Annotated in this window: 27 protein-coding genes; 11 read left to right on the top strand and 16 right to left on the bottom strand. The window is 63.7% G+C overall.

Annotated features, from left to right (window positions below):
* Window positions 1–5: 5 nt before the first annotated feature.
* From MAXJ12_RS09635 to MAXJ12_RS09645, 3 genes are all read right to left on the bottom strand, one after another.
* Entirely contained in the window at window positions 6–1,079 is a 1,074-nt protein-coding gene (locus MAXJ12_RS09635) for a siderophore-interacting protein (protein WP_008835638.1), read from the bottom strand.
* Window positions 1,080–1,193: 114 nt separating this feature from the next.
* Window positions 1,194–1,955 (bottom strand): haloacid dehalogenase type II, encoded by a 762-nt coding sequence (locus MAXJ12_RS09640; RefSeq protein ID WP_008835639.1) that lies wholly within the window; start codon window positions 1,953–1,955, stop codon window positions 1,194–1,196.
* Between the two features lie 126 nt (window positions 1,956–2,081).
* A complete protein-coding gene (locus MAXJ12_RS09645; RefSeq protein WP_008835640.1) occupies window positions 2,082–2,555 on the bottom strand; it encodes a VOC family protein in 474 nt (157 codons plus the stop codon).
* 306 nt (window positions 2,556–2,861) lie between these two features.
* Here MAXJ12_RS09645 and MAXJ12_RS09650 point away from each other — a divergent pair, with 306 nt between their 5' ends.
* The 3 genes from MAXJ12_RS09650 (at window position 2,862) to MAXJ12_RS09660 (ending at window position 5,856) form a co-directional block, all read left to right on the top strand.
* Window positions 2,862–3,998, top strand: coding sequence for a glycosyltransferase family 4 protein (locus MAXJ12_RS09650; protein WP_008835641.1), 1,137 nt, complete (start codon window positions 2,862–2,864; stop codon window positions 3,996–3,998).
* A gap of 210 nt (window positions 3,999–4,208) precedes the next feature.
* The gene (locus MAXJ12_RS09655; protein WP_008835642.1) at window positions 4,209–4,742 is read left to right on the top strand and encodes a DUF1097 domain-containing protein; all 534 of its coding nucleotides are present in this window, start codon (window positions 4,209–4,211) and stop codon (window positions 4,740–4,742) included.
* A gap of 133 nt (window positions 4,743–4,875) precedes the next feature.
* Window positions 4,876–5,856 carry a DUF3137 domain-containing protein gene (locus MAXJ12_RS09660; RefSeq protein WP_008835643.1) on the top strand — a complete coding sequence of 327 codons (981 nt, stop codon included), beginning with the start codon at window positions 4,876–4,878 and terminating at the stop codon, window positions 5,854–5,856.
* 89 nt (window positions 5,857–5,945) lie between these two features.
* Here the strand turns inward: MAXJ12_RS09660 and MAXJ12_RS09665 are convergent, their stop codons facing one another.
* The gene (locus MAXJ12_RS09665) at window positions 5,946–6,377 is read right to left on the bottom strand and encodes an anthrone oxygenase family protein (protein ID WP_008835644.1); all 432 of its coding nucleotides are present in this window, start codon (window positions 6,375–6,377) and stop codon (window positions 5,946–5,948) included.
* Window positions 6,378–6,746: 369 nt separating this feature from the next.
* On the opposite strand from MAXJ12_RS09665, the gene MAXJ12_RS09670 reads away from it, so the two are divergent.
* A complete protein-coding gene (locus MAXJ12_RS09670; RefSeq protein WP_008835645.1) occupies window positions 6,747–6,989 on the top strand; it encodes a DUF1344 domain-containing protein in 243 nt (80 codons plus the stop codon).
* A gap of 223 nt (window positions 6,990–7,212) precedes the next feature.
* The gene (locus MAXJ12_RS09675) at window positions 7,213–8,088 is read left to right on the top strand and encodes a hypothetical protein (RefSeq protein ID WP_008835646.1); all 876 of its coding nucleotides are present in this window, start codon (window positions 7,213–7,215) and stop codon (window positions 8,086–8,088) included.
* Window positions 8,089–8,131: 43 nt separating this feature from the next.
* On the opposite strand, the gene MAXJ12_RS09680 is transcribed toward MAXJ12_RS09675, so the two are convergent.
* From MAXJ12_RS09680 to MAXJ12_RS09695, 3 genes are all read right to left on the bottom strand, one after another.
* Window positions 8,132–9,613 carry a coiled-coil domain-containing protein gene (locus MAXJ12_RS09680; protein ID WP_008835647.1) on the bottom strand — a complete coding sequence of 494 codons (1,482 nt, stop codon included), beginning with the start codon at window positions 9,611–9,613 and terminating at the stop codon, window positions 8,132–8,134.
* 425 nt (window positions 9,614–10,038) lie between these two features.
* Window positions 10,039–11,250, bottom strand: a complete 1,212-nt coding sequence (locus MAXJ12_RS09685; RefSeq protein ID WP_008835648.1) for a mandelate racemase/muconate lactonizing enzyme family protein — start codon at window positions 11,248–11,250, stop codon at window positions 10,039–10,041.
* A gap of 165 nt (window positions 11,251–11,415) precedes the next feature.
* Window positions 11,416–13,032 (bottom strand): GMC family oxidoreductase, encoded by a 1,617-nt coding sequence (locus tag MAXJ12_RS09695; RefSeq protein WP_040585594.1) that lies wholly within the window; start codon window positions 13,030–13,032, stop codon window positions 11,416–11,418.
* 185 nt (window positions 13,033–13,217) lie between these two features.
* Here MAXJ12_RS09695 and MAXJ12_RS09700 point away from each other — a divergent pair, with 185 nt between their 5' ends.
* Window positions 13,218–13,613, top strand: coding sequence for an acyl-CoA thioesterase (locus MAXJ12_RS09700; RefSeq protein ID WP_008835651.1), 396 nt, complete (start codon window positions 13,218–13,220; stop codon window positions 13,611–13,613).
* Between the two features lie 144 nt (window positions 13,614–13,757).
* Here the strand turns inward: MAXJ12_RS09700 and MAXJ12_RS09705 are convergent, their stop codons facing one another.
* On the bottom strand, window positions 13,758–14,150 hold the full coding sequence (locus MAXJ12_RS09705; protein WP_008835652.1) for a winged helix-turn-helix transcriptional regulator: 393 nt from the start codon (window positions 14,148–14,150) through the stop codon (window positions 13,758–13,760).
* An 82-nt stretch (window positions 14,151–14,232) separates the two neighbouring features.
* Between MAXJ12_RS09705 and MAXJ12_RS09710 the strand changes: the two genes are divergently transcribed.
* Window positions 14,233–14,835 (top strand): NADPH-dependent FMN reductase, encoded by a 603-nt coding sequence (locus tag MAXJ12_RS09710; RefSeq protein WP_008835653.1) that lies wholly within the window; start codon window positions 14,233–14,235, stop codon window positions 14,833–14,835.
* A gap of 164 nt (window positions 14,836–14,999) precedes the next feature.
* On the opposite strand, the gene MAXJ12_RS09715 is transcribed toward MAXJ12_RS09710, so the two are convergent.
* The 6 genes from MAXJ12_RS09715 to MAXJ12_RS09740 all read right to left on the bottom strand — a co-directional run bounded on the left by MAXJ12_RS09715 (window position 15,000) and on the right by MAXJ12_RS09740 (window position 20,786).
* Window positions 15,000–16,310, bottom strand: coding sequence for a hemolysin family protein (locus MAXJ12_RS09715; protein ID WP_008835654.1), 1,311 nt, complete (start codon window positions 16,308–16,310; stop codon window positions 15,000–15,002).
* Between the two features lie 218 nt (window positions 16,311–16,528).
* The gene (locus MAXJ12_RS34350; RefSeq protein ID WP_008835655.1) at window positions 16,529–17,377 is read right to left on the bottom strand and encodes a lytic transglycosylase domain-containing protein; all 849 of its coding nucleotides are present in this window, start codon (window positions 17,375–17,377) and stop codon (window positions 16,529–16,531) included.
* A gap of 244 nt (window positions 17,378–17,621) precedes the next feature.
* A complete protein-coding gene (locus MAXJ12_RS09725; protein WP_040585572.1) occupies window positions 17,622–18,323 on the bottom strand; it encodes an LssY C-terminal domain-containing protein in 702 nt (233 codons plus the stop codon).
* Window positions 18,324–18,400: 77 nt separating this feature from the next.
* The gene (locus tag MAXJ12_RS09730) at window positions 18,401–19,180 is read right to left on the bottom strand and encodes an extensin-like domain-containing protein (protein WP_008835657.1); all 780 of its coding nucleotides are present in this window, start codon (window positions 19,178–19,180) and stop codon (window positions 18,401–18,403) included.
* 95 nt (window positions 19,181–19,275) lie between these two features.
* Window positions 19,276–20,283, bottom strand: coding sequence for an extensin family protein (locus MAXJ12_RS09735; protein ID WP_139043846.1), 1,008 nt, complete (start codon window positions 20,281–20,283; stop codon window positions 19,276–19,278).
* Between the two features lie 77 nt (window positions 20,284–20,360).
* A complete protein-coding gene (locus MAXJ12_RS09740) occupies window positions 20,361–20,786 on the bottom strand; it encodes a DUF3775 domain-containing protein (protein ID WP_008835659.1) in 426 nt (141 codons plus the stop codon).
* 147 nt (window positions 20,787–20,933) lie between these two features.
* Here MAXJ12_RS09740 and MAXJ12_RS09745 point away from each other — a divergent pair, with 147 nt between their 5' ends.
* Window positions 20,934–21,284 carry a DMT family protein gene (locus MAXJ12_RS09745; protein ID WP_040585576.1) on the top strand — a complete coding sequence of 117 codons (351 nt, stop codon included), beginning with the start codon at window positions 20,934–20,936 and terminating at the stop codon, window positions 21,282–21,284.
* On the opposite strand, the gene MAXJ12_RS09750 is transcribed toward MAXJ12_RS09745, so the two are convergent.
* Window positions 21,274–22,167 (bottom strand): DMT family transporter, encoded by an 894-nt coding sequence (locus MAXJ12_RS09750; RefSeq protein WP_008835661.1) that lies wholly within the window; start codon window positions 22,165–22,167, stop codon window positions 21,274–21,276. The genes MAXJ12_RS09745 and MAXJ12_RS09750 overlap by 11 nt on opposite strands.
* Before the next feature lie 244 nt (window positions 22,168–22,411).
* On the opposite strand from MAXJ12_RS09750, the gene MAXJ12_RS09755 reads away from it, so the two are divergent.
* Window positions 22,412–22,954 carry a tetratricopeptide repeat protein gene (locus tag MAXJ12_RS09755; RefSeq protein ID WP_008835662.1) on the top strand — a complete coding sequence of 181 codons (543 nt, stop codon included), beginning with the start codon at window positions 22,412–22,414 and terminating at the stop codon, window positions 22,952–22,954.
* A gap of 190 nt (window positions 22,955–23,144) precedes the next feature.
* Here the strand turns inward: MAXJ12_RS09755 and MAXJ12_RS09760 are convergent, their stop codons facing one another.
* A complete protein-coding gene (locus tag MAXJ12_RS09760; RefSeq protein ID WP_040585598.1) occupies window positions 23,145–24,296 on the bottom strand; it encodes a PQQ-dependent sugar dehydrogenase in 1,152 nt (383 codons plus the stop codon).
* Window positions 24,297–24,605: 309 nt separating this feature from the next.
* Between MAXJ12_RS09760 and greA the strand changes: the two genes are divergently transcribed.
* On the top strand, window positions 24,606–25,079 hold the full coding sequence (gene greA, locus MAXJ12_RS09765) for a transcription elongation factor GreA (RefSeq protein ID WP_008835664.1): 474 nt from the start codon (window positions 24,606–24,608) through the stop codon (window positions 25,077–25,079).
* 58 nt (window positions 25,080–25,137) lie between these two features.
* Complete coding sequence (locus MAXJ12_RS09770; protein WP_040585600.1) at window positions 25,138–26,178, top strand: glycosyltransferase family 4 protein; 1,041 nt, start codon at window positions 25,138–25,140, stop codon at window positions 26,176–26,178.
* Window positions 26,179–26,183: the final 5 nt, after the last annotated feature.

The raw sequence follows: 26,183 nt of genomic DNA on the forward strand, positions 1-26,183 counted from the left end.
GACAACTATTCGTCGTCGCTTTCGCCCGAGATGCCTCGTCGCCAATAGGCGACGACCAGGTGCCAGTCCTTCTTTAGCCCCCATTCCTTGCGCAGGATTTTTCGGATTTCCTTGAAGTCCGAAAACTCGCAACCAGCCCATATGTAGACGTCCTGTGGCAGGGTCGCCGGGTTCATCTTGCGGAGCGTCTCCGACAGCAGGCCCGCGGTTCCGGCATCGCGGCCATCGCGGTAGAGCCAGGTGACGCGGACATTGTCGCCGCCGGCGAGCGGGATCGCATCCGCCGGACCGTCGACTTCCAGAAAGACGTCGGCGCGGGTTGCCGGCGCGAGATCGTCAAGAATCCGGCCGATGGCCGGAAGCGCGGTGTCGTCGCCCAGAAGGAGAAGATTTTCGGCCTCCGGGACCCCGCCGCCACCGGGCCCGATCATGCCGATGACATCGCCTGCTTTGGCGTTCTCGGCGAAGGTCGCGGCCGGCGTATCGCCGCCGGGATGCAGGACGAAATCGACATCGACCCAGCCCGCGGTGACGTCGATCGCCCGGATGGTGTAGACCCGGACCACGAGGGCGTCCTCGCCCGAGGGCCAGACCAGCAGGCCGTCAGCGCCCAGCGAAGGCCACATCGGCCGCCGGTCGTGCGGCGGCAGCAGCAGGCGCACATGCAGGCCGCCATGGGTGAAACGGCCGAGATCGCTGCCGGAGAAGCGGACACGCTGCATGTGCGGTGAAATCCGGGCCGTGGACAGGACGGTGAGTTCGCGGAAGAAGACCGGGGTGCCGGCTTCGGCGCCGTCGCCCTGCCAGCGGATTCCGGCGGTCGTGCCGAGATATTCGGCGAGGTGGCCGGCAACGCCCATCTTCATGTAGGAGAGATTGGTCTCGTCGTCGGCATAGACCTTTATGCGGGCGCTGCGGTCGCCGACAAGGGCGCTGAGCGAGCCGTAATGGGTACGAAACTCCCATTGGTCGTCGACCCCGGTTTCGATCTCGTACTCGCTGTGCTCGGCGCGCAGCTTTTCCATTACCGATCTGATGGTGTCGTGCTCGATTTGGGTTTGCGCGCTCAGTTGGTCCATCGTCCTGCCTCTTGCGTCTTCGGCTTCGGGCGCTTTCCGCGGCACGCGGACACGCCTCAATTGTCGGCATGCCATGGCGGCTTCGTTGGTTCCAGTTAAATATGAGTATGAAGATCAGATTTTGTGGCCTGATCTGTTCATCGCCGGAATCCGTTCGGAAACCTGCTTTAGAATCTCTGCGAGTTCGATCAGGTCGCTCGCCATATAGTCCCAACCATCGAGCGGCTCGACACTGGCAGCCATCGAGGGGTCTTGCGCGTTTGCGCGGACCACATAAGCCGTCTTCAATCCGCATCGGCGGGCGGCGTCCAGATCGTAGTCATGAGCGGCGACCAGCATCGCACGCTCCGGCTTTACACCCAGGAGTTCGCAGGCGCGAAGATATACCTGTGGCGTCGGCTTGTAGGCCCTGGAGACATCTGCGCCGAGGATCGTATCCCACGGCAGCCCGGCACGCTTTGCCATGTCCACCAGAAGCCGCGTGTTCCCGTCCGACAGCGGTGCGACGATGAAGCGTTTCTTCAGTCTGGAAAGGCCCTCCACCGAATCCGGCCAAGGTTCCAGACGATGCCAAGCCAGATTCAGGTTTTCCAGTTCCGCGCGCGGCAATGCCGAAGGCGTCAGCCCGAACTCTTTCAGGCAGGCTTCCAGGTTCTCCATATTGAGCAGATCGAGCGGGACAAAGGATCGCTGCCCGTTGCGGATGGCCTCGACCGATGCGTCGTAGCGTCCGACCCAGGCATCGGCAAAAGCCGCGGCGTCGATGTGAGAAGCGTTGTGGCGCTTCAGAAACGAACCCGCCTCCGCCGCTATGCTGCCGCGCCAATCCACGACCGTTCCCAGAACGTCGAAGAACAATACCTCAACATTCGTCATACTAGAGCTCCATGCCCATCAGTCGCGGTAAGGTCTTGTCGAGCTGCCACGAGATGCCAAAAAGCGCCCGCTCGGGAGCGAGCAGACACGCTCTGGCAGCGATCTGGCCGCAGACGCGATGGAGCGTCAGCCTCGCCGCGCCGCCTCGATCGCCGCGACGTCGATTTTCTTCATATTCATCATCGCGTCAAAGGCGCGCTTTGCTTCGGCGCCACCGGCCGCCAGGGCGTCAGTCAGCACGCGTGGAGTGATCTGCCAGGAGACCCCCCACCTGTCCTTGCACCAGCCGCACGCACTCTCCTGGCCGCCATTGCCGACGATGGCATTCCAGTAGCGGTCGGTCTCCTCCTGGTCGTCGGTTGCGATCTGGAACGAGAAGGCTTCGTTGTGCTTGAAAGCGGGACCCCCGTTGAGGCCGATGCAAGGGATGCCGGCAACCGTGAATTCGACCGTCAGCACCTCGCCCTCCTCGCCGGATGGGTAGTCACCGGGTGCATGAAAGACGGCGCCAACCGCGCTGTCGGGGAAGGTCTCGGCGTAGAAGCGGGCGGCGGCCTCGGCGTCCTTATCGTACCAAAGACAAATCGTGTTCTTTGCCATTGCCATTGCGTGTTCCTTTCGCTTTGAAGCCAAGATTTCGGCCTTGTTTCCAGCCGCTCTTTCGAAATAGGCAGCCTGCCGCCTTTCTCCACCCCGGAAGCGTCGGTCTTGTCCGGGCGATCGCAAAGAGCAGCTACCTTAACGTTCCTGTCCACTTCGGGTCGATAGCCCAGATCCAAATTGAGGCACTGCCAAGCCGCCTCTCTTGATCAGGCAGAAGAGGATGTGGGATAAGCGCCGGTCCTGTCATAACCCGTTTCAGCCGCGCTCGTTCCTCCGGCGCGGACCGGCATAGAAAAGCCACCCATGAAGATCGCCCACCTTGTAGGTCATGATTCACTTAATGGGGTGGCGACGAGCACCAAGATTCTGATCGACGCGCAGATCAAGGCCGGGCACGAGCTGATGCTGGTGCATTCGAGGAAATCATGGATTGGCCGGCAAAGCTTTGCCGGGCCGATCAAGATGCTGGAATCGAGCTTCAAGACCATTCCTGCCGATCTGCGCGCCACCGGCTACCCAATCCGCGACTGGGGCCGTACGCTGGTCCATGCGCATGGCAGCCGGGCCAACAAGTTTTTGATGGTCTTCACCATCGCCGACGGCGCACCGGCGGTGATGACGGCGCATTCGCGGCAGTTTCAACTGCCGTGGCGCTTTGCACATGCGGTGGTGGGGCTTAGCCGGCAAACCGCCGACTACTACACAAAGCGGCTCCTGGTCTCCAAAAGCAGGATGCACGTCGTGCCCAACATGTTCGACGCGTCGGCGCTGGCGCCTGTTTCGCCGCAAAGGCGGGCGGAAGCGCGGCAAAAGCTCGGCATCAGGCGGGATGCGCTGCTGCTCGGCTCGACCGGCGCGATCAGCGTGCGAAAGACCCAGATCGACATGATCCGCATCCTGAAGCGGCTGATCGCTTCCGGACTCGACGCCGAATTGCTGCTGATCGGCGGCTTTCCCGCGAAAAAGGAGGCAATGCCCGGCTGGCATGAAGCGCTTGGCGACCCGGCGGTCGCAGGGCGGGTGCATCTTGCCGGCCCGCGCGCCGACGCGATGGAACTCGCGGCGGCGATGGATATTTTCCTGTTCACGTCGGTCGTGGAGGAGGCGCCAATCGCACCGCTGGAGGCGATGGCGCAGGAGGTGCCGGCGGTTTCGACCGATGTGGGAAACATGGCGGACCTGTTGCCGGCCGAGCGGATTTTTGCGCCTGGCGACGTGGAGACCATGGCGCGGGCGGTGGAACGGCTTGCCCGCGACGAAGGCCTGCGGCGGCAGGCGGGCACGCTCGACCGAGCCGCGGTCGCCGAACGATTGTCGCCGCAGAAGATCCTGCCGCAGATCGATGCCGTCTATCGGGCCGCACTTGCCCGCTCGCGCGACCGCGGCTGGAAATACTTCAAGAACCCGGCTGATCGCTACATCCTCGACGCCGGGGAATAGTCCGTCGGGACTGCTTTCGGGGCCGTCAAGGTACTGCTCAGCGGACGATTGCATCGCGCGCCATGACGGCGCGCGGGCGCAAAGCTGGGGACGGCGCCGAAGGCAAGTTGACGCAGGGGAACATTGCTGATTTTGTAGGCAGCAGGGCACTGTCATGAGGCAAGTCACACGCTGTGTGATTGCTTACGGAATCCGGTTGGAGGATTTGACATGCCTTTGCTCACAGCACTTGCAATCAGTATCGGAGTTCTCGGCGGCGTTGCGACTTGGCTTTTCGTCGGGCCGTTTGCCGCTTTAGGCCTGCAGATATGGGCAGCATTCGTCGCCTGGGCGGCATTTTACCATTCGGGCGGCAAGGAAGCCGCGCTGAAGACCAATATTCCGGCACATATATTGGGCGCGGTCATCGGCTGGGCGGCGCTGGTGGGCACGACGACGCTGGCCGGCGGCCTCGGCGTCCCGCTTGCGGCCGGGATCTGCGTCGGGATAGGCGCCGCGGCCATGGTGCTTGCGGCCAATGTCGGCGCTTTCGGCTCGATTCCGTCATCGGTCTACGGCTTCGCCTGTGTTGCCGGCTATGCCCTGCTGGCCGGCAAGCTCGGGACGCTGACTTCGGCGTCGCTGATCGACAATCCGCTGATCAACATCGTCGTTTCCATGGTGATCGGTTCGCTGCTCGGCTGGCTGTCGGAGCGCATCGGCGGCGCTTTGGCCGCTAAATCGCCGGCGGCGAAAGCCGCCTAGCACCGACAGCGTAAGGTCACGGTTCCGGCGCCACTGAATTGGCGCCGGAGTCCGGTCCGGCGCTGGCAGATTTTTCCTCTAAAAACAGCTATGATCGCCCGGCGCGGATACTGTCCGCGATGGAGGGCGGCGGATGGAGGCCAGGGATTTCATGCCGGACGAGGCGGTGGTCGCCGGCATCAGGACCGATATCGAAACATACGAAGGCGAACGCCAGAGGGCGCGCAGGAGGGTGAACTGGCGCCTGCTGGTATATCTCGCCGCGGTGGCGGCAGCCGTAGTGGCATTGGCGATCGGGTTCAACGATTTCGCCGATCCGCATGAGCAATGGCACTCCACCCCGCACCTCTATCTCTATCTCGGCGGGCTCATCGCGGTCATCTTCGCTTTCTGGGCGGCTTCGAAGCCGGCGAGGGACGCGCAGCAGAAATTTCGCGAGCATCTGCTGCCGATCGTTTTCGGCTTCATCGAAGATTTTCACTACCGCAACAAGGCGACCCCGCTCTCCTTCGACCGGCTGCCGCACGAGGCGGTCGGATGGTTCGACCGGCAGCACTTCGATGATGCGGTCTCGGGCAAATACGAAGGATTCACGTTCGAATTCTACGAGGCCGACCTTGCCGCCACAGGGTTCGCAAAAAGGGAGGAGACGAAATTCAAGGGCGTGGTGCTGGCGTTCCAGTCGATAGCGCCTTTCCCCGGACTGCTGGTCGCCACGCACAAGGCCAACATGGTGACCTCGTTCTTCCGTGGGCTGTTCGGCGACGGGGATCTGGAGGAAATTACCAGCGGTGTCGCCGAGCTGGACGAGAATTATGAGTTCCGGACCGACAATCCGACGGCGGCGCAGCCGCTGGTGAGAGGGCGGCTGGCGCAGGCGCTGCAATGGCTGGGCGAGACCTGGCCGGACGAGCCGGCGCGGGTGGCGCTGCGTGGCGAAGACGGGTTCCTGCTTTTGCCGTCAAGCAAGGATTTCTTCGAGCTGCCGCCGATCTCCGTGCCGCTCGACTACCGCAAGCATATCGAGCCGATGATCGCCGACATGGCGACGCTGCTTGCAATCGCCGCGCTGGTGCGGAAGGTGGGGGCGTCGGACGATATCGAGGCAGCCTAGAAGGTGCCCCTGACCTTACCCTCTTCCCGTCATCCTTCGACAAGCTCGGGACGGGGCGAGGCGGACTTCGGCGTTGCGCCTGTCATGCGTTAGCCAAGCGACGCCGCGAGGAACAGCAGCGTTGCGGCAAAGCCCAGGGCTGTGCGGACGGCGTGCAGCCTTGCCCATCTCTCCAGCAGTTCGCGGCTATCCGGTCCGGCCGATACGGGATCCGTCGCCATCAGCCTGTTGTTGACGGGCATCATGACAATCAGCGTGAAGGGCCAGTTGGCAATGAGGACCAAGGCGCCGGCCAGCCAAAGCCAGCCGCCGGTCTGCCACCACGCCAGCAAGCCGAGCAGAAACCCTGCTACCGCGAGCGAGGCCTGCATGGCGAAACCACGCTTGTAGGCCGGTTTCCACTGGATGAGCATCGACCGCTCGTCGAGGTTCCGCCGCGCAGGGTGTTCGGCGATGTTGATGTAGACTGCCGCGCCGGCAAAGACCGCAGCGACGATGAGGGCAAGATGTCCGGAAATCATGGTCGCCTCCAATGCTGACGTAACGGTAGCAGAACGAAAAGCCGAATTCGCCATCGAAAAATCTGGGGCTTTTGTGATCGACGGTCGCGCAAATTCCGGCGGGGAAGGGGCGGTAACACGGCGCCGGCCCAATTGCGCCAAGCACGTGATTAGGCAGCGAAGCGGCTGTAACAATCCGGCCCGCCGACGGCGAGCGAAGCGGTAAGCAGGCTGCATCTGGGCAAATGCGGCATAATTAAGCCATTGTTATTGTTGCATTAACTTCACCGTTTGTGATTTGCGGCGGATCATCGCCCGGCCTATTTCCAGGTCGTTCGACGGCAGCCAGTTCGGTAGCCGAACGGACAAACCCAAACGGGAGTACCAAGCATGAAGAAGATCCTAGCAACCACCATCGCCTCGCTCGCCTTCATCGGCGCCGCCTACGCAGCCACCGTCGAGGGCGTGGTGCAGTCGGTCGATCCGGCAACGCGCACCGTCACGCTGGAGGACGGCACTGCGGTCGTCGCGGCGGAAGACGTTGCGATCGACGCGCTTGCCCCCGGCGCAAAGGTCAAGGTGACGCTCGAGGACGGAACGAGCAACGCCACCGCCATCGAAGCGGCTATGTGATTTTCATCGCCTAGCAATTTTGAATAACGGCCGGCCGGTCCCCTGTGGGGCCGGCCTTTTCGCATGCGCGGAGCGCAGACTATTCGCGCGCGACGTGATCATCCGCCGCCGTTTCGTCTCCGGCGCCCCGACGCGCTGGCTTTTGTTGTGTGGTCCGCTCTTCGTGAATCAGCGAATCGTGGCATTCTGGCCGTAAACGCGCCGGGCGCGGGGGAGGGCAGCCATGACTGAAGATCTGTGGTTCGGCGTTGCGGTGATCGTGCTGCTGGCCGCGATGGCGGCGGCCTTCGCGCGCTGGGGCCGCGGGCCGGGCGAGGGCGGCGGGTCGCCGGTCGGCCGGTTCGTGCTGATCGCCACGGCCGTCGGCGGGTTGATAGGCGCGCCGTTCTGGTGGCTCGACCTCGCCCCGAGCTTTGCCTGGGACCTGCCGCCGCTGGCCTCGCGAATGCTGGGCGTGGCGGCGCTGGCATTCGGCGTGACCGGCGTGGCCGTGCTGGAACACCCGAGCGCTGCGCGCGAGCGGCTGTTCTACATACTGATCCTGGCCTATCTCGTGCCGCTGGCGCTGGCGGCGGTCTTCCTGCATCTCGACCGCTTCGACTTCGCCCGCCCGGTGACCTACGGCTTCTTCGCGGTGGTGATCGTGCTCTGCGTCGGCTCGGCGCTAGAACTTTCGCGCGGGAGACGTGTTGATGCGGCCCAGCCGTCACCGGGCGCGGCGGTGCGGGGCTGGCTGCTTTTGGCCGGACTGGTGCTGGCTGTCTGGGGCGCGGCGCTGTTTCTCGTTCCCACCGCGCCATATCCGCAGCTGTTCAACTGGCCGCAGGACGAGTTGAGCTCGCGGCTGATCGCGGCGATGCTGGTGACCGTCGCCGTGGCCTTTTTTCTGTCGCGGCGCGACGCCGGACTGGCGCGGCTGGCGCTGCTGTTTGCCGGCGTTTACGGCATAGGCGTGGTTGCGGCCGGGCTGATGAACGCTGTCGGCGGCAAGCCGATGCCGCTGCTCTACGTCACCGGCTTCGGCGTTATAGGCCTTGTCTCGCTGGGGCTTTTGGCCGGCATGAAGGGCATGAGGATTTCACCGCAGGCCGCATCGTGAAGGCGCGTCCAGCTTCGAGCGTCCAGCGCCTGACCGGCTCCGCTCAGCCTGCCGCGAGCTTCGGCCGGAAGCCGTTCTTGGCTTTGGGCTTGACGCCGAACGTGGTCGGGAAGTCGTCCGCCTTAACGCGGACCTTCGCCAGTTTCTCGTAACGCTTCAGACGCTGCACGGTCTTGGTCAGCTCTGCGATCTGCTGGCGCATCGCCTCGGCCTGCTCGGCGTTCAGGCCGCCGGCGGCTTCGTCCTCGACGGATCCATCGCGCATCGCCTCCTTGCGCTCGCTGTCGACCTCGGCGGCCAAACCGGCATATTTACGTTCGGCGAACTGCTTTTCGGATTCGAGTTCGTTCAACCGGGTCTTCAGCGCCGTCAGTTCGGATGCGGTTTCGGCCTGCTCGGCGACGCCCGCATTCAGCCGCGACAGCAGCGTCTGGATTTCGCCCTTCAGCGCATGGTTCTCGCTCTGGTAAAGCTCCTCGCGCTCGTGCATTTCGCGCTTGAAGCTGGCGATTTGATCGTTGGCCTCGACCAGGCGCGCTTCCAGCGTATCGGTCAGCTTCTGCAGCCGCGCCGCTTCCTTCTCCTCGCTAGCAAGCTTGGCCGTGGTCTTGGCGATCAGCGCGGACTCGCTGGCGTGAACCGCGGCCAGATCCTCGTACTTGCGGCGGGTCTCGGCCTGGCGCTGCAGCGCCTTGTCGAGATCGAGCGCGATGTTGACGTTCTTTTCGCGGAGCATCTCGTTCTCGCGCATGTAGCGCTCGGCCTCGTTGCTCCTGGCGGCCAGCGAGGTGTGGAGTTCGCTCTGGACGAATTCGGCGCGGGCGATGGCGTTCTTGGCCTCGACGGCTTCCAGCTTGGCCGAGCTCAGGGATTCACGCAGATCCTCGGCCTCGATCATCAGCCTGCCTTCGCGCCGCTTCAGCACCTCGATGAGCTGGTCGTAGCGGGCCCGCAGCTTTTCGAGCTTGTCGACGCGATCGCCGAGCCTGCGGTTTTCGGCCGCGTAGTTCGCGTTCATGATCTCGAGTTCGTTGGCGCGGCGGATGTCTGCGTAGCAATCGTCGAGGAATTCGCGGCTCAGATTCTGCGAGGCGACGATGTTGGAAAGCGCCGTGCTGATCTGGGTCAGATCCTGCTGGATATTGTTGCGGGCCTCGTCCACGGCTGCGAGGCCGGCGAGGCGGTTCTGCGTGTGCGAGGTGAGGCGCTCGGAATTCTCTTCCGGGGCAGGGGGAGCTTCGACCGGAGCGGAGTCGGCCTCAATCCCGGCCGACAATTCGGCGTCGAATTCGGATTCGAACTGCTCGGCCAGCTCGTCGGCGAGTTCGTCGCTGTCTGTCGCAACAGCTTCCGATTCGTCGCTGGCTAGCGCGACAGCTTCCGTTGCTTCGCTGTCAGGGGATGCAGTCTCGGGTTCGGGCGGGAGCATGAATTCCTCGTTGAGGACGTCAGTCATGCCGTCTTCGAGCGTGACGAACGCCTTCCTAAGCGGATCCTTTCTCGTAAGGATGTTTGCGAGATTCATGGGTACTGCTCCACCTGTTACAGGACAGCCAATAGAAGGGCCGTAATTCATACTTTATTAATAAATCATACATCTTTCCGCGGCGGGAGGAACAGGGGGTGCATGCGGAATTTGGGATATAGTAAATAGCCACGCGCCGGAACTCGACCAGATGTCGAAAACGTACGGTCAATACAGCAAGTTGTGACAGCTCTTATTCTTGCATTGCTGCCTCGAACATGGGCGCCAACTTGAACTGCGAGACTGCCGCTCCGACGCGTTGCGTCAAGCGCTCGAGACAGCGATTCAAGCGGCCCGCAAAATCAATTCCGCGGCGTATATTAGAACATTGAAATTTAACGCGATTTTGCGGCAGCCGGACTGCCGGCGAAACGCCGGCAGAGCGCCTCCTGAGGAGGTGCGCAGGGCGAAAAGGCGCCCGACGCTCAGGGAAACAGCGGGTCCTGCGCCATCTGCAGATGCAACTCCTGGCCGGTCCACGGGTGAGCCTCGCAGACCGCTTCGTCGAGTTCGACGCCGAGGCCGGGCTCCTTCGAAGGGATGACATTGCCGTCCTGCCATTCGATTTTTTTCTTCAAGAGCGTGGCATGGAAGCCATCCCACTGCTTGAGCGACTCCAGAATGAGGAAATTGGGCAGGGTGGCGGCGAGCTGGATGTTGGCTGCGCCGACGATCGGGCCGCAGTAGCAGTGCGGCGCGATCTGGATGTGGTAGGCCTCGGCCATTGCGGCGATCTTCTTGGTTTCGAGAATGCCTCCCGAGCGGCCGAGGTCCGGCTGGAGGATGGTGGCGGCGCGGTTTTCGATCACCCGCGCAAATTCGAACTTGGTGGTCAGGCGCTCGCCTGTGGCGATCGGGATGGAGGTGCCGCGGGCGGCCTCGGCCATCACCTCCGGCATGTCCGGCGGCACCGGCTCCTCGAACCAGAGCGGGTCGTAGGGCTCGATGGCTCGCGCCATGCGCAGCGCGCCCGAAGCGGTGAACTGGCCATGGGTGCCGAACAGGATGTCGGCGCGGTTGCCGACCGCTTCGCGGATAGCCTTCACCATGCGCGCGGATAGGTCGATGTCGGCAAGGCGAGGTTGATGACCGTCGAAGGCGGTGTAGGGGCCGGCGGGGTCGAGCTTGACCGCGTCGAAGCCCTGCTCGACATATTCGAGCGCACAGGCGGCGGCGAGGTCGGGATCGTTGTAGACGTTCCTGCCCACAGCGTCCTCGGAATGAACGCTGCCGGTGTGCGGATAGAGATAGGTGTAGGAGCGCAGCGCCTCGTGCACCTGGCCGCCAAGCAGCTTGTAAATGGGCTTGTTCGCTTCCTTGCCGATGATGTCCCAGCAGGCGATTTCGAGCGCCGAGAAGCAGCCCATGACGGAGACGTCGGGGCGCTGCGAGAATCCCGACGAATAGGCGCGGCGGAAGAAGTTTTCGACGTCGTGCGGATCGCGGCCGACGAGGTAGCGCTCGGCCAGGTCCTCGATCATTCTTGCCGTGAGGTGGGCGGAGAAGGTGGCGTTGTAGGCCTCGCCATAGCCGACGACGTTGGAGTCCGTCGTGAGCTTCACGAAGATGAAGTATTTGCCGCCAATGCCGGGCGGCGGATTGCCGACGACGAAAGTTTTGACATCAGTGATTTTCATGATCTGTCCTCTCCGACGGCAGAAAGCCTGTCCCCTCCACCGCCTCGGCGGTCCCCCTCCCCCGTAAACGGGGGAGGATCAGCAGCGGCGCCGCCAGATCCTCCCCTGCGTAGCGGGGGAGGGGGACCATGCGAAGCATGGTGGAGGGGGCGAACGTTCCCGCCGTCATTTATGGTCCTCCAATATCATTGCGGCGCCTTTGGCGCCGGTCATGATGGCAGGCGCGTTGGTGTTGCCGGAAATATTATCGGGGAAGATCGAGGCGTCGACGATGCGCAGGCCGGCGAGACCGTGGACCTTCAGTCGTGGATCGACGACGGACCCGGACGGGTCCGGGCCCATGCGGCAGGTCGAGACGGGATGATAGACAGTGCCCGAGCGCTTCCTGAAATCCTGAATCAGATCTTCGTCGGAAGCGATCGAGGGGCCTGGCAAAACCTCCTCCTCAATGATTTCGGCCATGGCGGGCATGGAGGCGATCCTACGCACGAACTTCACGGCCGCAAGCATCTCGGCGACGTCCTGTTCGGTCGAATAGGCGTTGGGCACGATCTTTGGATAATCGAGCGGATTGTTCGACCGGATCATGATCGAGCCGCGGCTGGTCGGACGGCAGTTGGACAGGCCGATGGAGAAGCCGGGCCACGGGTCGGGCGTAAGGATCGGGCGCTCGCCGTTTTTTGGGATGACAGTCGAAAACGCCTGGAAATAAAGCTGCATGTTCGGCCGCGCAAGCTGCGGGTCGGTGCGGAAGAAGCCGCCGGCATTGTTCATCGAGAGCGAAAGCGGCCCGCTGCGCGAAAGCAGATATTGCATGCCGACATAGAGCTTGCCCCACCAGGGTCGGAGCAACTGGTTGAGCGTCGGGACCTTGCCCTTGAAAGTGTAGTTGATACCGAGGTGGTCCTGCAGGTTGGCGCCGACGTTGCCGTTGTCGTGAACGACCGGGATGCCGAGCGACCGCAGGAGATCGGCCGGGCCGACGCCGGAAAGCTGCAGAAGCTGCGGCGTGTTGATCGAACCGGCGCAGAGCACGATTTCGCGGCCGGCGCGGGCGGTGATGGTGCGGCCGTTGCGGATATATTCGACGCCGACTGCTCGGCTGCCTTCGAAGAGGATTTTCGTCGCCAGCGCTTGGGTTTCGACGCGGACGTTCTTGCGCTTCATGGCGGGGCGCAGGAAGGCGCGGGCGGCCGACATGCGGCGGCCGTTGCGGGTCGAGATCTGGTAGACGCCGACGCCTTCCTGGGATGCGCCGTTGAAATCCGGGTTGAGCGGCAGGCCGGCTTCCTGTCCGGCCTTGAGGTAGCGCGCGGTTAGCGGATGAACGGAGCGCGAGCAGTCGGTAACGTGGAGAGGGCCGCCGACGCTGCGCCACTCGTCGGCGCCGGCCTCGTTGTCCTCAATCACCTTGAACAGTGGCAGGAGGTCGGCGTAGCCCCAGCCCGAATTTCCTGCCGCCGCCCAGGCGTCGTAGTCCTCGGCACTGCCCCTGATCCAGACCATCGCGTTGATGGAACTGGAGCCGCCGAGAAGCTTGCCGCGCGGCCAGTGGTCGACATTGCCGGCGAGGCCGGGATCGGGCTCGGCCTTGTAGTTCCAGTTGACGGCGGGGTCGAAGAAGGTCTTGCCGTAGCCGAGCGGCATCTGGACATAAAAGCGGCGATCTGTGCCGCCGGCTTCCAGCACCAGCACCGAAAAGCGGCCGCTCGCCGACAGGCGCTCGGCGACAACCGAACCGGCGGAGCCGGAGCCGACGATAATGAAATCATAGCTTTGCATGGAATTTGAAAGGTCGCCGGCCAACATCCTGATGTTTTGAATCATCCTATGGGCAGGCGCGCGCCTTCGGCACCGGGGCTTCCGGCATGGCTTGTGACAAAAGCGACCGTGTTGCCGGTCCGGCTTCTCGTTGACGCAACAGGCTGGCAACGTTACGGCAGGAAGAGAGATGGAGAGGAAGCGCCATGGTCCACTACGCCAACGGACAGCCGACGGGCGAACTGACGCTGCGCACGCTCGCCATGCCCTCCGACGCCAACGCCGCCGGCGACATTTTCGGCGGCTGGGTGATGGCGCAGATGGACCTGGCCTGCGGCATTCGGGCCGCCGAGCGGGCCAAGGGCCGGGTGGTGACAGCCGCGGTCAAGGAAATGTCGTTCGCCAAGCCGATGAAGATCGGCGACACTTTGTGCGTCTACACCCATGTCAACCGCGTCGGGCGCACCTCGATGACGCTCAAGGTCGAGGCCTGGGCGCAGCGCTATCTGACCGACCTGATGGAAAGGGTGACCGACGCCGATTTCATCATGGTGGCGCTGGACAGCGAGGGCAGGCCGAAGGCGGTGCCGGAGGAGAAGTGAGCGAGTAGGCAGTAGGCAGTAGGCAGTAGGCAGTAGGCAGTAGAAAGTTTGCGGTAGAGAGGATCTCTCTGCTGGATCAAACGGTTTCTTCGCTATTCCTTCTACTGCCTACTGCCTACTGCCTACTGCCTACTGCCTGCTGCCTCAAAAATGACTGCCGCTCCTGCCTTCCGGACAGGCTGCGTCGAATTTCTGCCTCGCCTCGTTGACGCGGGCGGTGTTCTTGCGCGCCCATTCGCCGAGCGCGTGGACCGGCTCCAACAGCTCGAAGCCGAGATCGGTCAGTTCGTATTCGACGCGGGGCGGGATGGTCGGATATTGCGTGCGCGTGACGAAGCCGTCGCGCTCGAGGCCGCGCAGCGTGGTCGTCAGCATTTTTTGCGAGATGCCGCCGACCGCCGTGCGCAATTCGCTGAAGCGCATGCGCCCAGCGCCGAGCTTGCCAACGACAAGCACCGTCCATTTGTCGCCGACGCGCTGCAGGATTTCGCTGACGGCGCGGCAATCCTCACTGCGGTGAACGTGCCTTGGTTTCAAAAAAGTGCCTCCTTGCGAGGGATTTGACCACTCTCCTATATAGTGTCGGTATCCAATTTATACCAACGCAAGAGGTGAAACCATGACCAAACCCAAAATCGGTATCGTGATCGGCTCGACCCGCGAAGCCAGATTTGCCGACAAGCCCACAGAATGGATTGCCAGCATAGCAAAGGCGCGCGGCGATCTCGACATCGAAATCGTCGACCTGCGAGACTATCCGATGCCCTTCTTCGAAGAGGCGAAGTCACCCGCATGGGCGGCGCCTGAAAGCGAGGTCGCGCGCAAATGGGGCGCCAAGGTCGCGGAACTCGACGGCTTCATCTTCACGGCCGCCGAATACAATCACGGCCCTACCGCGGTGCTGAAGAACGCGATCGACTATGCAGGCCGCGAATGGAACCGCAAGCCGGTCTCCTTCATCGGCTATGGCGGCGTCGGCGGCGCACGCGCCATCGAGCAGCTTCGCCAGATCGCGATCGAGATGCAGATGGCGCCGACAAAGGCCGCCGTGCACATCCTCTGGCCGGACTATCTCGCCGTGCTGCAGGGCAACAAGCTCGAGGAGATCGACCATCTCAACCAGGCCGCCGGCGCGATGCTCGACGATGTCGCCTGGTGGGCCAAGGTGCTGAAGGCCGCGCGGGACAATGATGCGGTGGTGGAAGAGGTGAAGGCGGCGTGAGGCAGTAGGCAGTAGGGAGTAGGCAGTAGGGAGTAGGCAGTAGGGAGTAGGCAGTAGGCAGTAGGCAGTAGGCAGTAGGTAACAGTGAAAGAATCTTCGTAGCTGCTTTAGCTGGGGGAACGACTCTCACCCAAACTCCCACTCACCGAATGCCGACTGCCCCTTCAATGGCCCCTGGCCTGCCGTCTCGCGCCGGGCAGGCGAGTGGCGAGCACCTTGTCGATGCGGCGGCCGTCGAGGTCGACAACCTCGAAGCGCCAGCCCTGCGCGTCGACGCTTTCGCCGGTCGCCGGCAGATGGTGCATGTGCGACAGCACATAGCCGGCGACCGTCTCGTAGTCGCGGTTTTCCGGCAGGTCGATGCCGAGATGGTCGCGCATCTCGTCAGCCTGCATGTAGCCGGCGAGCAGCCATGATCCATCCTCGCGCTGCACCGCGTAGGGCTCTCCCTCCTCGGCGTCGGCGCGAAACACGCCGGTGATCGCCTCAAGGATGTCGGCCGGCGTCACAATACCTTCGAAATGCCCGTACTCGTCATGCACCAGCGCCACCGGCACTTCCGATTCGCGCAGCGTGGCGAGTACGTCGAGTGCATCCGCCTGGTCGTGCACGATGGGCGCGGCGCGTACATGCTGACGCGGGTCGAAGGCGCGCCCGGCCAGCATGGCGGCCAGGATCTCGCGCGTCTGCACCACGCCGACCATGGCGTCGACGCTGCCTTCGCCGACCGGCAGGCGCGAATGCTGTGTCTCCATCAGCATCTTGCGCGCGGTCGCCTCGTCCCATTGCAGGTTCATCCAGTCGATCTCGGTGCGCGGCGTCATGACGGCGCGGACCGCGCGGTCGCCGAGCCGCATCACGCCGGCGATCATGCGGCGCTCGTCGGATTCGATGGTGCCGTGGTGCTCGGCCTCGGCGACCAGCATCTTGATCTCCTCGTCGGTGACTTTTTCCTCGCTCTCGCCGTGCTGGCCAAGCAGCCAGAGAACGCCGCGGCCGGACACATCGAGCAGCCAGACCAGCGGCGCGCCGATCTTCGACAGGATGGTCATGGCCGGCGCGACCCTGACGGCGACGCCTTCCGGGTTGCGCAGCGCGATCTGCTTGGGCACGAGTTCACCGATGATCAGCGAGCCGTAGGTGATGAGGGCGACGACCACGCCGACGCCGCCAGCGTTTGCGACATTTGCGGGAACGCCGGCCGAGATGAGCACACCGCTCAGGCGAAGGCCGAGCGTGGCGCCCGAAAAGGCGCCGGAAAGCACGCCGACAAGCGTGATGCCTATCTGGACGGTCGACAGGAATTTTCCCGGATCGGCGCCGAGCGCGAGGGCGCGGCCGGCGCCCCTGATGTTGCGGTCGATCATTGATTTGAGGCGGGCGGGCCGCGACGAGACGATGGCAAGCTCGGACATCGCCAGAAGGCCGTTGACGCAGATGAGGACGACCACGATGCCGATTTCAAGATACAACATGGTTTTCCAATAGCATCACAGCCGAGCCTTCGGGAAGGCACCCCGGAAGTAGCGCGACCCGGCGGGTGCGGCAACGGTGTTTCCGATTGGCATTGCCGGCAGGCAGGTGAGGGGCGTTCCTTCGGAGCAGGGTGTCGTGGCTGAAGCCGACGCCGCGGTCGAAGCTGGCCGATCCGCGATATAACGGGCGACGAGAAACGGGGACCGCGATCCTCCGGCTAGTTTCGCGTCACGATCTGAATATAGTTCACAGTCTCCAGCGGCAGTTTCTTGCGCCGGCCGAACATGCATTTTTCGCCGCAGTTGTACCCGGTCAGGGTCTGTTTCACATCCCCACCCGACAATTTGAGCAGGTGTTTGAGTTCCTTGACGCCAGCCTCCGCCCCGGTACGACAATTGGTTAGCTGCTTGGCCGTGTAACCGTGTTTGGCGCCCGTACCCGGCATGACCTGCATCACGCCCAAGGCACCGGCCGGTGATTTAGCACCACAGTTGCCGCGCGATTCCTGCTTGGCCACTCGCAGGGCCAGATCCACCGGCACCTGGTGCATCCTGGCCGCACGTATGACTTCCTGATATCCGGGTTTAGCCATCTCGATACCGGACACGCGGGGGACAGACTGGGATAGAGTGGGGTTGGCGGCGTTGCCGATGCCGAACAAAGAGGACACTCGCCACTGTTCCTCGAGCGGGGCCTGTCCGGCATAGGCTGTCTTGACCGTCTTGGTTTGCTTCGTCTCCAAGATGATTTTGGTTCTGGTCTTTGGCTTCTGTCCTGGCTTGTCGACAGATACTTTTATTTCCTCGCGCTTCTCGTCGCGTGGTTCCTGATATTCCAGCTTTTGGATTTCATCTACCTTCGAGAAGATAAATGGGATTGGAATCTGTGGGTCGGTGGGACCAAATCGCTCGTCTGGGCCGAATCTGGCGAGGATGGGTGCGGGTGGTTTACCCAATCGTTCGCGCTTTATCGATTGTTTGTATTCGGTCGAGGATTGGAGCCGTGCCCCGGTGTCCGGGTACGGACAGCTCAGCAGTGACGCGAGCAGACAGACGGCTGCCGACATTGGTGATGTCCCACCGGCTTTACAATTACCCTCTCCGAGTCGATTCTATCCCCTCACTTTACAAAAAAAGCGAATGGCGACTCATCTGCCTCCCCTACGGAACCAGTATTTCAACGAAATCGACCCTAGACAAAGCGTAAAGCTTACGCCGTGAGGCGCTGCTGCGCGGAATTGGCTGAGCCTGTTGCAAAGAAGAAACAGTGAGCCCGGGGGGAGAACCGCACCCGATTTAGGGAACGACGTTCTAAGGCCGGAGCACGCCGATCGTGACCATGCCGTCGGTGAAATAGGGGTCGCCGCCGCCATTGCGGCCGGTTTTGGTCGGTCCGACGCCCTTCTCGCTGTAGGTCGAGACGAGCACGCCGGCGGCCTCCAGCCCGCCGATCAGGAAATCGCGCTCGGCGTCGAGGTCTGGCCCGATATGGTGGGTGATCTGGCCGGTGTCGTGGCTGAAGCCGACGCCGCGGTCGTAGCTTGCCGAACCGAGCCAGAGCGGCCGGCCATCGGGAGCTGGGTCGGGCATCAGCCAGAAGCGGACATGATGACGGTGGTCGGCGCTTTGGCCGACAGGCTTTTCGAAGGCCAGATCCTGCCTGCGCCCGCCGAGCATCAGCGTGCTTACCGGGGCATCGACATCGGGCCGGTCGAAGAGCACGCTTTCGCCTATCTCCAGGCTGGAGCGCCAGGTGATGGCGTCGGCGGCGCTCCAGCCGGCGGCCGCAAAGGCGTTCAGCAGTTCCGGTTTCGAGCCGATGAGGCCGACATTGATGGGGTCGCCGGGGATGCCCTGCGGTGTCGTGGTCACCATCGCGTCGGGGAGCTTGAGGTTGCCGCGGTCGAGCCATGACCAGAATGCCGGCGCTATCAGATAGGCGAATCCGGCATAGGCCAGGCTGAGCGCCAGCACCCAGCCCGCCACCCGCGTTTGCATCCTGCGTCGACGCATGCTGCTTGCCCCGATATTGCTGGGTCAGCTTACGCCGTAGGAGGCTGGTGGGATAGGCTAGAAGCCGCTACCGCCCTCTACTTGCAGGCCACGTAGCCGTTCCTGCGCGGCATGATGTCGAAGTGGAAGTGGTTGCGGTGGTCGTAATCGTAGCCGGGGCCGAGCACGGTGGTGAAATAGTCGCAGCCGTCGGCCCGCACATTGTTGAGGAAACCGCGCTGGCGGAAGGCGAACCAGCCGGGCTTGCGAACGTCGATGTCCTTGCCGTTGTTCAGCTCGATGCGCATGATGTCCAGCGCATTGCCCACCGAATGCTGGGACGGCTTTCCGCGCGAGCCGCGAATGTTGCGGCAGGAATAGCTCGAACCCTGGTGGATGGTTTTTACGCCCGACAGATAGCGCCAGCGCGCCGACGGGACGAGCTCCTTCCTCGTCCAGCGGGCGAAAGTGGCGGCCATGTCGCAGGAGAGCGTCGCCGCCGGCTTCATCCGGACGCTGCCGATGGCCGAGACCTCGACCGGGAAATCGATGCGGCAGGCGCCGCCATCATCGATCGGCGCAAGGCTCCTGAATTGCACGCCGAGCTTCTGCAGGTCGCGGCGGCAGGCGATCTCGTCGGCGGACATGGTGATGGTCGGCGGCGCTGGCTCATTGAAGCGCGGATAAGCGCTCATCATCGGGTTGGAGGGGACGAGGCTCTGCAGGCCTCGCGTGGGAACTGCCGCGGTCTGCGCACCGACATCGACATCGGGACGGAGCGACATGACATCGTCGGTGGTGCAGGCCGAAAGCGCGGCGAGCAGCATGAGTGCGCCGCCGCACCATATGGCGCGGGCGCGCGGCAAAGATAGGCCCATCGACCGGTTCCCTGTCCCGAGGTCTTCGAGCCTAGCGGACAAGCGTAAAGGAAAGGTCAGCGGTTGTGTTTACGCCTGCGGCGGGATTAGGGCGGTTATTGGCAGAACGTCCCGCCATTGCGGCGAGGGGCGAGGTCGAAATGGAAATGCAGCGCGTGGTCGGCGTCGCTGCCCGGCCCAAGCACGGTCTTGAACGGCCCGCAGGCGGCCTTGCGGATCGCGCCGAGGAATTTCGCCGCCTTCCGATCGGGCGTCAGGTTCACGTCGACGGCAGTGCCTTTCGACAGAGTGAAGCGAGCAATGTCGAGCGCGTTGCCGAAGGCGTGCTCCGACAGTTTCGAGCCGCCATTGCGCGGGCGGCAGACATAGGCCGAGGCGTGGCCGATCGATTTCAGCTCCTCACCATATTCGGCCTTGGCGGCGGGGGAGATAATGTCTGCCGCGAAACGCGCGGCGGCTTCGGCCATGGCGCAGTTCATCAGCGCCTCCGGCTCAAGCGTTATCGTAGCGCTGAGTTTGGTCAGCGCGAGCGGGTAGGGCAGGGCGCAGCCGGCCGGGTCGCTCTCAGCCGGGCGCTCCTCGAAGACTGCGCCGAGCTCCCGCAGCCGCGCGCGACAGGCGGTCTCGTCGGGCGGGATGATGTCGAACCTCGGCGCTGTGGAGCGCGGGTCGGCGGGCATTTCGGGAAGTTCGGGAGCTTTCGCGGCGGTTCCACTTGGTTTTTTCTCGGGTAGCGGGGCGTCAGTGGGCAAAGCCTGCTTTTCCTCGGGATCGGCGTCGGCCGGGCTCTCCGGGCCTTCAGCCGGCGCAGGCGTTTGCGCGGGTGGAACAGGCTTCTCGCCGTCTTGCGGAGCTGGAGTTTGCCCGGGCTTGCCGTCATCCGAAGCGGTCGGGTCGGGTTCCGCATCCGGCTTCGGCTCGGGCACCGGTGGTTCGCCGAGGCGTTCGGGCGGGATATTGCCGGCGGGCGGCGGGTGGATTTCGGGTACCGGAACCTTTTCGGGCAGGTCGGGGGCCTGGGCCTGGGCGAGGCCGCCGCATACGACCGTGGCGGCGACCAGCAATGCGAGCTGCCGGGTGGTGACAAAAAGCAGGGAGGTCATCGCTTCCACAACGACCATTTGCAGGCGTTGGCTGCGCCAGGCAACTACTGCCTACATCACGTTTGGCGACAGCGGCGTCATGCGCCGAGCGCTTCCAGCCCTTCCTCGAGCCAGTCGCCGAGCAGCGGCATGCCGAGCAGATATTTCGACGTTCGTCGGTTGCCGCGCTGGCGCGCCTCGTTGACTGCTTCGTTCCATTCGTCGGCGCCGTAATCGCCGCGGCCGATCCACATCAGCGCGATCAGCTCGGCGGCCTCGTCGACATTCAAATCGTCGATGAGCTGGCGCAGCTCCTCGGCAGTCAGATTGTCGGTCTGTTCCTCGACCAGGCCGTCATGATGGTGGTTGTCGCGGGAGTTGCCGTCGAGCTCGACCTCGTGCTCGCTGCCGTCGGCGTAGTCCTCATTGACCGCGGCGCTGATCGCCTTGGCCTTTTCGATGAAAAGGCGGACGGTATCGGGACCAATGGTCAGTTCCCACTCCCTGTCGAGCTGCTGCTGCACGGGCTTCCTCCAACACACCCCGGCCTGATGATAGCCGATTTGGCGGCTACGTCACGCGGCGAAATTAAGTGGGCCTTGCGGGCGATTGACAGGAGCCGGCCTTCGCCTGAAATGGCGCGCTGCCTTCCTCCAGACGTGATTCTCCCCATGACGCTGCTGCTGTCGCCCAAGGTCGTGCCGGTGCTGCTCCTGCTCGCCTCCAACGTCTTCATGACGTTTGCCTGGTACGGGCACCTGAAGTTTAAATACGCCCCGCTTTATATGGCAGTGCTGTTTTCGTGGGGCATCGCCTTCTTCGAATACTGGCTGGCGGTGCCGGCCAACCGCATCGGCCATTCGGTCTATTCGGCCGCCGAGCTGAAGACGATCCAGGAAGTCATCACGCTTGCCGTCTTCGTGGCGTTCTCGGTGTTCTATCTCAAAGAAGGAATCACCTGGAATCACGCGCTGGGTTTTGCACTGATCGCCGGCGGCGCGACGTTGATCTTTAGAGCGTAGAAGCCCGCCGGCGCGCGAGGAGTACCGGCAGGACCTCTACCGCGACGATCGCCGCGAAGATCAGGCCGCAGCCCAGAAGGCCCGCTGCCGGCAGCCGTTCGCCCAGGAACCACGCGCCGAAGAGGGCGGCGAATACTGCTTCCGAGGCAAGGAAGATGGCGGCCTGCGGCGCTGTTGTGTAGCGCTGGCCGACGACTTGCAGGGTGAAGGCGATGCCGCCTGAAAAGACGCCCGCATAGATGATTTCGGGGCCGGCGCGGAAGATCGCGCTCCAATCGAACGGCTCTATGGCCAAGGCGACCGTCATGCCGATGACGGCGCAGACAGTGAATTGGGCGACAGCGAGCGTCACCGGACGGCCGGTCGGGCTGGCGCTGCGGCCGATATAGATGAGCTGGAGCGCGCAGAAGCCTGCGGCGAACACGGTCAGCCAGTCGCCGACAGTCAGCGCCTCAACCTGGCCGCCGGACAGGAACCAGATGCCGGCGAGCGCGGTGAGCGCGGCCGGCCAGACCACCGGGTGCGGCCAACTGCGAAACAGGAGCACGGCGAGGAACGGCACCATCACCACGTAAAGGCCGGTGAGAAAGCCGGAATTGGTGACCGTGGTGGACAGGAGGCCGACCTGCTGGAAGCCGACAGCGCCGAACAGGAGCAGGCCGATCCACAGGAAGGCTGCCCAGTTGGCCGGCGTCAGCGAGCGTTCGGCGCGCCGCGATTCATGGAGCGCAAACGGCAGGATCGCCAGCGCGGCGATGGCAAAGCGCAGGCCGATGAACAGGAACGGCCCGATCGCTGCCATGGCGGTGGACTGGGCGACGAAGCCCATGCCCCACATGGCGCCGGCGAGCAGCAAAACGAGGTTGGCCTGGATGCGGGTCAATTTTCGGGGTTTCCGGCTGAAGAAAATTCGAACGGGACATCTACCAGCAGGGATTGTGACGGCAAGGGCCAGCACAGCGGCGGCTTAGGGACAGCACGGCCCTGCCACTTCTGCGGCGTTGCTTTCGGCGGCCATGGTGGCAAGATGATTGCAACACGGCGGCAGAGGCGGGCAGAACGAAGCCTGGAAGAACAGCCGCGCCGAAACCGTTAATGTCGCGAAGGACCCATTGTGGAGGTTTCCAATGCAGACCCGCTTGATTACCAGCCTTGCCTCGCTTCTGGTCGCCGCGCCGCTTATCGTGGCGCCGGCATTCTCGGCCGGAGGCGGCGGCGGAGGCGATTCCGTTCCCCAGTGCAAGAGGGGCCAAGTCTACGACAAGAAGACTAAGAAATGCGTGCCGCAGCAGGGGCAAGGCGTCATCGACGACGACAGCCTTTATGCGAACGGCCGCCAGCTCGCGCTCGCCGGACGCTATGACGAGGCGATCACCGTGCTCAGCCTGGCCGAAAACAAGTCCGATCCGCGCATCCTGAACTATCTCGGTTATGCGCACCGCAAGCAGGGCCGCATCCTTGTCGGCCTCGGCTATTACCAGGAGGCGTTGAGGGCCGATCCGGACTATACGCTGGTGCGCGAATATCTGGGCGAAGCGCATCTGCAGCTCGGCGACGTCGCCGCCGCACGCGAGCAGCTTTCCGAGATCGAGAAGCGCTGCGGCACGGCTTGCGAGGAATATGCGGAATTGTCGGCGCAGATCGAGGCGTATGTGAAGGCGAAGGGCTGAGCGGGGCGCTGGGAAAAAAAGCCCCTCTCCGTCTCGGGCTTCGCCCGAGCCACCTCTCCCCCGCTTCGCAGGGGCGAGGAACCCAAGCTGGAAGTAAGACGCTGCCTTCATCGCGCGGTTCCTCGCCCCCACAACGTGGGGGGAGAGGTGCCGAGCGCAGCGAGGCGGAGAGGGGGCGGCAGACCGGCCCTCACCCCGCCCGCGACAGGCGAACGATGACGCCATCGCTCTCATCGGTGAGCAGCCAGATCGAGCCGTCGGGGGCGAGGTTCACGTCTCGGATGCGGCCGAACTCGCCTTCGAACATGCGCTCCTCGCCGGTTATCTTGCCGGAATCGTCTCGCTCCAGCCGCGAGACGAGCTGGAATTTCAGGGCGCCGGCGATGAGGTCGCCGTTCCATTCCGGGAACATCTCGCCCTGATAGCTGATGAGGCCTGAAGGGGCGATCGACGGATCCCAGTAGAACAGTGGTTGCTCATAGCCTTCCGCCTCGGTTCCGACGCCGATCTTGTCGCCGGAATAGTGGACACCGTAGGAAATGACCGGCCAGCCGTAATTTTTCCCTGCTTCGGGCTGGTTGACCTCGTCGCCGCCCTTGGAGCCGTGCTCGACCGTGACGAGCGCATCGGTCACCGGGTCGAAGGTCGCGCCCTGGACGTTGCGGTGGCCCTTCGACCAGATTTCGGGAAGGTGCTTTGCGCCATCGGGCGAGGGATTGTCGGCCGGGATCGAGCCGTCCGGATTGATGCGCAATATCGAGCCGGCATGGTCGTTCATGTCTTGCGCGCGCTTGCCGCCGCCGCGATCGCCGAGAGTGATGAACAGCGTGCCGTCCGGCCGGAACACGATGCGCGAGCCGAAATGATGGCTGGTCCGGGTTTTCCTGGACATGGAGAAGATCGTCTCCATGTCCTCGAGGCGGGCGGCTGCGCCGTCGCGAACGAGTTTTGCACGTGCGACGGCGGTACCGGCACCGCCTTTGCCGGGCTCGGAGAAGCTGAAGAAGACGAGGCCGGAGGAGGCGAAATCGGGCGAGACGGCGATGTCGAGCAGGCCGCCCTGGCCGCGCGCCACGACGTCGGGCACGCCTTCAACCGGATCGGAAAGCTCGCCGCCCGACAGGATCCGAATGCGGCCGGGCCGTTCGGTGACGATGATATCGCCGTTGGGGAGGAAATCGAGCCCCCAGGGATGTTCGAGGCCGTCGGCGACGATGTCGGCGCGAACTTCGACCTCCTCGGTCTGCAAGGTTCGGCTTTCGGCCATGGCCGGCAAAGCAATGGAGGCGGACAGCGCTGCCGAAAGCAACGCGCGAGAAAGGTTCTGTCTGATCCCGGTCATGGTCTCGACATAGGCATCGAGGCGTCCGAGACAAGAAAGCGCCGCGGCGAGGGCTCCGGGAAATGCGGCAAGGGCGATCACAGATAGGTGAATATGTGGATGCGAGAGCGAGCGCGCCGCGGTCGTCGAGTGAGTTGGGCCAAGCCAAATTTTTTCGCGTGAAAATGCGCGCGGGCTTGCTATATTGAGATAAATTGAGCTGAGAACGGTTCCGTCGCCAAGGCTGCTGGACCGTTTTCTTTTTTTGCCCGCCGCCTTCCCTCCGAGTGTCGGATGGCGCGGGATCAGGGAATGGAAAGGCCGATTGCAATGAACAAGGTGCCGATGACCGCCAGCGGATTCGAAGCTCTGAAGGAAGAGCTGCGGTGGCGTCAGCAGGACGAGCGCCCGCGCATCATCGAGGCGATCTCGGAAGCGCGCTCGCATGGCGATTTGTCCGAAAACGCCGAATACCATGCCGCGAAGGAAGCGCAGAGCCTCAATGAAGGACGTGTGCACGAACTCGAGGACCTGGTGGCGCGCGCGGAAGTCATCGATATCTCGAAACTTTCCGGCGACAAGATCAAGTTCGGCGCGACGGTGAAGCTGGTCGACGAGGACACTGAAGAGGAAAAGACCTACCAGATCGTCGGCGACCAGGAAGCCGACGTGAAGTCCGGCCGCATCTCGATCTCCTCGCCGATCGCGCGCGCGCTGATCGGCAAGGAGGTCGGCGAGACCATCGAGGTCAATGCGCCCGGCGGGCCGCGCGGCTACGAAGTCGTCCAGGTGCAGTTCATCTGAGGTGGACACGCGCATCGAGGCCGCCGGCCAGACCGGACGGCGGGCTCCGGCGCCGGACATGGACCGCGTCGAGGTCGTCGCTCCCAATCTGAAGCGGCGGCTTTCCGGCGTCACCAGCACAATCATCCAGCTCGTGCCCCTGCAGGCTGAGATGCTCGGGATCGCCACGCTCGGTCCCGGGCTGCCCGACAGCCTGCCGAGGATGCGGTGGTGGCAGGTTTTCGCGCTTCTGAAGCGGCCTGCTTCCGGCCGCAAGCGGATATGGCACGCCCGGCGCAACACGGAGATGGTCGCAGGCCTGGTCCTGAAGACGCTCTTTCGCGCCCCGCTGAAGCTGGTCTTCACCTCGGCCGCGCAGCGCGACCACAGGCCGTTCACCAAATGGCTGATCCGGCGGATGGACGCGGTGATCGCGACCAGCGCCCGTTCCGGCGGCTTTCTGGATGTGCCGCATACGGTGATCATGCACGGCGTCGATCTCGAGGAATTCCACCCGCCGAGGAGCGGCGGCGACGCATTCTCTGCTTCGGCCCTGCCCGGAAAATATGCGGTCGGCTGCTTCGGGCGCGTGCGACACCAGAAGGGCACCGACCTCTTCGTCGACTCGATGATCGAGCTGTTGCCACATTATCCCGACTGGACGGCGGTGATTGCGGGCCGCGTGACGGCAGAGCAGAAGGCGTTCGGCGACGAACTGGAAAGCCGTGTGGCGAAGGCCGGACTGTCGGACCGCGTCGTTTTTCTCGGCGAGGTTCCGGACATCAAGCCATGGTACAGGCGGGTTTCGCTTTATGTTGCGCCATCGCGCAATGAAGGGTTCGGGCTGACGCCGCTGGAGGCGATGGCTTCCCAAACGGCGGTGGTGGCGAGCGACGCCGGCGCCTATGCCGAAATGATCGTTCCGGGCGTCACCGGCTCGGTGGTCGCGGCGGGTGACGGCGATGCGCTTACCGAGGCGATCCGGCCCTATCTCGCCGACCCGGCGCTGGCCGAAGCGCATGGCGTAAACGCGCTCGCCCATGTGACGGAGCATTTTCCGCTGCAGCGTGAGGCCGCCGCCATTCGCACCATCTACGACCAGGTCTGGGCGCAGGGATGAGCGCG

Origin of the sequence: Mesorhizobium alhagi CCNWXJ12-2, from assembly GCF_000236565.1 — a bacterium.
GTDB lineage: Bacteria > Pseudomonadota > Alphaproteobacteria > Rhizobiales > Rhizobiaceae > Allomesorhizobium > Allomesorhizobium alhagi.

Coding starts and splice junctions, on each gene's coding strand:
- MAXJ12_RS09635 (WP_008835638.1), bottom strand. CDS start 1,079: ATGGACCAACTGAGCGCGCAAACCCAAATCGAGCACGACACCATCAGA.
- MAXJ12_RS09640 (WP_008835639.1), bottom strand. CDS start 1,955: ATGACGAATGTTGAGGTATTGTTCTTCGACGTTCTGGGAACGGTCGTG.
- MAXJ12_RS09645 (WP_008835640.1), bottom strand. CDS start 2,555: ATGGCAAAGAACACGATTTGTCTTTGGTACGATAAGGACGCCGAGGCC.
- MAXJ12_RS09650 (WP_008835641.1), top strand. CDS start 2,862: ATGAAGATCGCCCACCTTGTAGGTCATGATTCACTTAATGGGGTGGCG.
- MAXJ12_RS09655 (WP_008835642.1), top strand. CDS start 4,209: ATGCCTTTGCTCACAGCACTTGCAATCAGTATCGGAGTTCTCGGCGGC.
- MAXJ12_RS09660 (WP_008835643.1), top strand. CDS start 4,876: ATGGAGGCCAGGGATTTCATGCCGGACGAGGCGGTGGTCGCCGGCATC.
- MAXJ12_RS09665 (WP_008835644.1), bottom strand. CDS start 6,377: ATGATTTCCGGACATCTTGCCCTCATCGTCGCTGCGGTCTTTGCCGGC.
- MAXJ12_RS09670 (WP_008835645.1), top strand. CDS start 6,747: ATGAAGAAGATCCTAGCAACCACCATCGCCTCGCTCGCCTTCATCGGC.
- MAXJ12_RS09675 (WP_008835646.1), top strand. CDS start 7,213: ATGACTGAAGATCTGTGGTTCGGCGTTGCGGTGATCGTGCTGCTGGCC.
- MAXJ12_RS09680 (WP_008835647.1), bottom strand. CDS start 9,613: ATGAATCTCGCAAACATCCTTACGAGAAAGGATCCGCTTAGGAAGGCG.
- MAXJ12_RS09685 (WP_008835648.1), bottom strand. CDS start 11,250: ATGAAAATCACTGATGTCAAAACTTTCGTCGTCGGCAATCCGCCGCCC.
- MAXJ12_RS09695 (WP_040585594.1), bottom strand. CDS start 13,032: ATGCAAAGCTATGATTTCATTATCGTCGGCTCCGGCTCCGCCGGTTCG.
- MAXJ12_RS09700 (WP_008835651.1), top strand. CDS start 13,218: ATGGTCCACTACGCCAACGGACAGCCGACGGGCGAACTGACGCTGCGC.
- MAXJ12_RS09710 (WP_008835653.1), top strand. CDS start 14,233: ATGACCAAACCCAAAATCGGTATCGTGATCGGCTCGACCCGCGAAGCC.
- MAXJ12_RS09715 (WP_008835654.1), bottom strand. CDS start 16,310: ATGTTGTATCTTGAAATCGGCATCGTGGTCGTCCTCATCTGCGTCAAC.
- MAXJ12_RS34350 (WP_008835655.1), bottom strand. CDS start 17,377: ATGTCGGCAGCCGTCTGTCTGCTCGCGTCACTGCTGAGCTGTCCGTAC.
- MAXJ12_RS09725 (WP_040585572.1), bottom strand. CDS start 18,323: ATGCGTCGACGCAGGATGCAAACGCGGGTGGCGGGCTGGGTGCTGGCG.
- MAXJ12_RS09730 (WP_008835657.1), bottom strand. CDS start 19,180: ATGGGCCTATCTTTGCCGCGCGCCCGCGCCATATGGTGCGGCGGCGCA.
- MAXJ12_RS09735 (WP_139043846.1), bottom strand. CDS start 20,283: ATGACCTCCCTGCTTTTTGTCACCACCCGGCAGCTCGCATTGCTGGTC.
- MAXJ12_RS09745 (WP_040585576.1), top strand. CDS start 20,934: ATGACGCTGCTGCTGTCGCCCAAGGTCGTGCCGGTGCTGCTCCTGCTC.
- MAXJ12_RS09755 (WP_008835662.1), top strand. CDS start 22,412: ATGCAGACCCGCTTGATTACCAGCCTTGCCTCGCTTCTGGTCGCCGCG.
- MAXJ12_RS09760 (WP_040585598.1), bottom strand. CDS start 24,296: ATGACCGGGATCAGACAGAACCTTTCTCGCGCGTTGCTTTCGGCAGCG.
- greA (WP_008835664.1), top strand. CDS start 24,606: ATGAACAAGGTGCCGATGACCGCCAGCGGATTCGAAGCTCTGAAGGAA.
- MAXJ12_RS09770 (WP_040585600.1), top strand. CDS start 25,138: ATGGACCGCGTCGAGGTCGTCGCTCCCAATCTGAAGCGGCGGCTTTCC.